At 70.7% G+C, this 4464-nt stretch carries 3 protein-coding genes; all 3 read left to right on the top strand.

The window, feature by feature from the left end:
- Positions 1 to 471 precede the first annotated feature (471 nt).
- The 3 genes from D1643_RS09870 to D1643_RS09860 all read left to right on the top strand — a co-directional run bounded on the left by D1643_RS09870 (position 472) and on the right by D1643_RS09860 (position 4314).
- Positions 472 to 1191 (top strand): response regulator transcription factor, encoded by a 720-nt coding sequence (locus D1643_RS09870; RefSeq protein ID WP_160710457.1) that lies wholly within the window; start codon positions 472 to 474, stop codon positions 1189 to 1191.
- Positions 1181 to 3115: a cell wall metabolism sensor histidine kinase WalK gene (locus D1643_RS09865; RefSeq protein ID WP_160710456.1), complete on the top strand. Its 1935-nt coding sequence runs from the start codon at positions 1181 to 1183 to the stop codon at positions 3113 to 3115. The genes D1643_RS09870 and D1643_RS09865 overlap by 11 nt, the downstream gene beginning before the upstream one ends.
- A gap of 209 nt (positions 3116 to 3324) precedes the next feature.
- On the top strand, positions 3325 to 4314 hold the full coding sequence (locus D1643_RS09860) for a diaminopimelate dehydrogenase (protein WP_160710455.1): 990 nt from the start codon (positions 3325 to 3327) through the stop codon (positions 4312 to 4314).
- Positions 4315 to 4464 lie beyond the last annotated feature (150 nt).

The following is a 4464-nucleotide window of genomic DNA, read 5'->3' as shown; positions in this document are numbered from 1 at the left end:
GTGCCGCCCGCGCCGGCGCCGCTCGCCGCGATCGCGGGGGCGTCCTCGCGCCGCCACGAGCCGGCCTCCTGCGCGGCGCGCTGGTCGGGCCGGCGCCACTGGCTGCGGCTGAAGCTGAGGGCGTTGGGGGCGGAAAACTCATCCATGGCGCGTCTCCTCCTTGGCGGGTGCGCGGCGGCTGGCGGCGACTCGTCGCGCGCCGGAATGCCGGGTGATCTGGCGTTGCCGACGCGGGGCGCCTCGCCTGTCGGGAGGGTCGGTGAGCTGGCGGGCGCCTGCGCCTCACGGAGGGGGTCGGGCCCCTCCTCCGCAAGGCTCCGCGTCGTGCCCCCTACCTTAGGGGAGGGCCCGTTTAACGTTCCCATAGCGAATGCTGAGGACTTTCTTAACGCCCCTTATTTTTTCCTTAAGACGCCGCACGTCGCGGCGCGTGGCTGCGGGATCGGGGCGTCTTCGCCTACAATAGACCCCATGGAGAGAGCAGCGCGCATACTGGTGGTGGACGACGAGCGGGCCATCGCCGATCTGGTAGCCAGCCTCCTCGGAGCCGAGGGGATGGAGGTGCGCGCCTGCTATGGCGCCGCCCAGGCCCTCCAGCTGCTCGAGCGCGAGCGCTATGACCTGGGGATCTTCGACATCATGATGCCCGGTATGGACGGCTTCGAGCTGTGCACGCGCGTGCGCGCCGTCTCCGACATCCCCATCGTGTTCCTGTCGGCCAAGGACGAGGAGGCCGACCAGGTGGTGGGCTTCACCCTCGGCGCGGACGATTATGTGACCAAGCCCTTCAAGCCCCGCGAGCTCGTGGCCCGCGTGAAGGCGCGTCTGCGCCGCGCCCGGGCCGGGGCGCAGGCGACGGCTGACGTGCTGCGCGCCGGCGCGGTGGAGGTCGACCTGCGCGCCCACAAGGCGACGCTGCTCGGTGAGCCGCTCCAGCTCACGCCCAAGGAGTTCGCCATCCTCTCGATCCTGGCCAAGTCGGCTGGCTCGCCGGTCTCCACGCGCGATCTGTTCGAGGGCGCCTGGGGCGAGCGCTACGACGACGCGGCGGCCAACACCGTGATGGTCCACATCCGCCACCTGCGCCAGAAGCTCGCGGCTATCGACTCGTCCACGCAGTTCATCGAGACCGCCTGGGGGGTGGGCTACAAGCTGCGTGACGCCCTGGGCGCCGGCGGCCATGGCGCTTAGGAGCGAGCAGGCGCGCGTCCTGCGTCGCACCCTGCTCGGCCGCCTCGGGCGCAACCTGGCGGCGTTCACCGCTGCGTTCGCCCTCATCTGCCTTCTGCTCGAGGGGTTCGTCATGGGCCCTCTGGCTGACTTCGTGGCCGACAGCACGTCCACCTGGCGCGTGCTGGACTCGACGGACCGCTTCGAGGCGATCATGGCCGACTACGGCCTTGCCGGTGGCACCGCCTATCTGGACGACTTGACAGACCAGATGGGCAAGGAGGGGCTTCCCACGGATCCGGGCACTGCTGAAGATGCCCTGACCTGGGCCGATAAGGTGGGCATGACGGGGATCTTCTCCGATGCCGCGGGTGGCGCCGGAACCAACGAGAGCGCCGTCGACTCCTCGGGCAGCGTGTCGGCGTCGGTCGTCTCCCGGGACGTGGTGGGCACGCCTTCGCCGCATTCCCTCCAGGAGGCGCTTGACGCGCTTGTGGCAACGGGCGTGGTGAAGCGGGCGAGTGATGCGAGCGCGGCGCAGGCGGCGGCCATGGGCGCCCTTCTGGCCGGCGTGCCCGAGCAGCTCTCCCTGGCGGTGCCCCAGGCCATCGGCGGCGTCAACGTCAACGAGATTCTGCTCAACGCCTCGGTGATGGGCTACAGCCAGGAAGACCTGGATCGGCTGGTGGCGGAGGCCCTCAAGCAGTCTCAGACCGACGTCCACGACGAATGGAGGCAGCTGCCTGCCTCCGACCAGGCCGTGCAGCTGGGCGTCGCCTCGTCCAACCCCGTCTGGCAGGAGTCGCTCAATCCCGATGGCTACTGGCTCATCCGCGACGTGAGCACCTACGCCCTGATCAAGTCCTTCAAGCTGCCGCTCGCGGCCGCGGTGCTCGCGGCAGGGTGGCTCGTCATCGTGGTGATGGCGCTCAACCGATCGCTGCGCTACTTCGACGACTTGTCCGAGGCGGTGGCGCGGCTGCTGGCCGACCGCGATGCGCCCATCGAGCTGCCGCCGGGGCTCTCCATCGCCCAGAACGAGCTGGCCGTCATCCGCTCGCAGTCGCTGGCTGACGAGCGCGCCGCCCAGGCAGCCGAGCGCCGCAAGAACGAGCTGGTGGCCTACCTGGCCCACGACATCCGCACGCCGCTCACCTCCGTGCTCGGCTACCTCGACCTTTTGCGTGACGCCGCGGTGCTGCCGCCCGACACCCAGCGCAAGTACGCCGAGACGGCCTATGCCAAGGCCGAGCGCCTGGAGGGGCTCATCGGCGAGTTCTTCGAGATCACGCGCTACAACCTGCAGGCCATCCCCATCGAGCGCGAGAACGTGGACGTGCGGCTGTTCTGCCAGCAGGTGGCCGAGTCGTTCTTCCCCGAGACCTCGGCTCGCGGCATCGGGCTGCGGGTGGCTGCCCCGCCTGACGTGCGGTTCTTCGTCGATCCCGACAAGCTCGCCCGGGCGCTCGGCAACGTCATGCGCAATGCCGTGGCCTATGCGGAGGACGGTACCTCCGTCGACTTGGCCGCCTCCTGCGACGGGCCGTGGGTGTCCATCGCCGTGCGCAACCGCGGCCGGGAGATATCCGAGGCGCACCTGGAGGCCATCTTCGAGAAGTTCTACCGCGAGGACGGCTCGCGCACGAGCGGTAGCGGCGGGGCGGGCCTGGGCCTGGCCATCGCCAAGGAGATCGTGGGCGCCCACGGCGGCGACATCACGGCCATGAGCCGCGACGGCGTGACCGTCTTCACGCTGCGCGTCCCGCGCGAGGTGTCCTTCGCGCGCTCGCTGGCAAGCCGCGCCGAGGAGGCGGGGGAGGGGGCTGCGGCCCGCCCGCGCCGTGGCCCCCGGGGCGTCTCGCGTGGAGGCGACGCCTCCGGTAAGGCGCCGCTCACCGTGAAGCCGGTGGGCCCTCCCGCGCGCCGGCCGTCCCGGAAGCGCTGAGGGGCGGGCAGCACATCCCGGCGCGGCCGAGTCTGGCGGCGGTGGGCCTCTCGAGCCTCGCGCATGCATCGCGGCTTATCCCCAGAACCTCGCCACCGCCCGTTCCCTGGTTGTTTCGCGAAGAGCCCCCTTCCTTCACATCTTCGAAACATAGGGTGGCCATAATGGACGCCATCAACGCTACCCTCGCATCCCCCCAAGGAGGAAGAATGTCTGTTACCCGCATTGGCATCCTGGGCTATGGCAACCTCGGCCGTGGCGTCGAGCTGGCCTGCCGCGACAACGACGACGTCCAGCTCGTGGCTGTGTTCACGCGCCGCGACCCCGCGAGCATCACGCCGCTGACTGAGGGCGTGGCGGTCTATTCCGCCGACGACCTGGCGGCCCATGCAGACGACGTCGACGTGCTGGTGCTGGGCGGCGGATCGGCCACCGACCTGCCCGAGCAGACGCCGGCCTGCGCGAGCCTGTTCAACGTGGTGGACTCCTTCGACACCCATGCCAACATCCCCGCCCACTTCGCGGCCGTGGATGCCGCTGCGCGCGAGGGCGGCAAGGTCGCCGTCATCTCGGCCGGCTGGGATCCGGGCATGTTCTCCATCGCGCGTCTGTACGCCAACGCCGTGCTGCCCAACGGCGCCGACTACACCTTCTGGGGCCGCGGCGTGTCGCAGGGCCATTCCGACGCCATTCGCCGCGTGCCCGGCGTCGTGGACGCGCGCCAGTACACGGTGCCCGTGCCTGCCGCGCTCGAGGCCGTGCGTGCCGGCGAGCGTCCCGAGCTGACCACCCGCCAGAAGCACACGCGCGAGTGCTATGTGGTGGCGGAGGAGGGCGCCGACCTGGCTGCCATCGAGAAGGCCATCGTCGAGATGCCCAACTACTTCTCCGACTACGACACGACGGTCACCTTCATCAGCAAGGAGGAGCTTGACCGCGACCATGCTGGCATTCCGCATGGCGGGTCGGTCATCCGCACGGGCGCGACGGGCGCCGAGGGGCAGAACACCCATGTGATCGAGTACTCCCTCAAGCTGGACTCCAACCCCGAGTTCACCGGCAGCGTGCTGGTGGCCTGCGCCCGCGCCGCGTGGCGCCTGGCCGGCGAGGGCGTGGTGGGCGCCAAGACGCTCTTCGACATCCCGCCCGCGTACCTGAGCGCCGTCGACGACGCCGAGCTGCGCGCGACCATGCTGTAGCCGCCGCGCAACGGACGCACGAGGGCCCCGGGGCACGCAGCCGCCCCGGGGCCCTCGTGCGTCTGGGCGCGGGTGCGGGTCAGGGCTGGGGCGCGAGGCGGGCGGGGCGTGCGGGGCGCGGTCGAGCGGGGCGGATGGGGCGCGTGGCGC

Source organism: Enterorhabdus sp. P55 (assembly GCF_009911695.1).
Taxonomy (GTDB): domain Bacteria; phylum Actinomycetota; class Coriobacteriia; order Coriobacteriales; family Eggerthellaceae; genus Enterorhabdus.
This window is presented reverse-complemented; position numbering and strand designations above follow the sequence as displayed.

Bases quoted from the DNA above. Each gene is read 5' to 3' on its own strand.
- D1643_RS09870 (WP_160710457.1), top strand. From the start codon at position 472: ATGGAGAGAGCAGCGCGCATACTGGTGGTGGACGACGAGCGGGCCATC.
- D1643_RS09865 (WP_160710456.1), top strand. From the start codon at position 1,181: ATGGCGCTTAGGAGCGAGCAGGCGCGCGTCCTGCGTCGCACCCTGCTC.
- D1643_RS09860 (WP_160710455.1), top strand. From the start codon at position 3,325: ATGTCTGTTACCCGCATTGGCATCCTGGGCTATGGCAACCTCGGCCGT.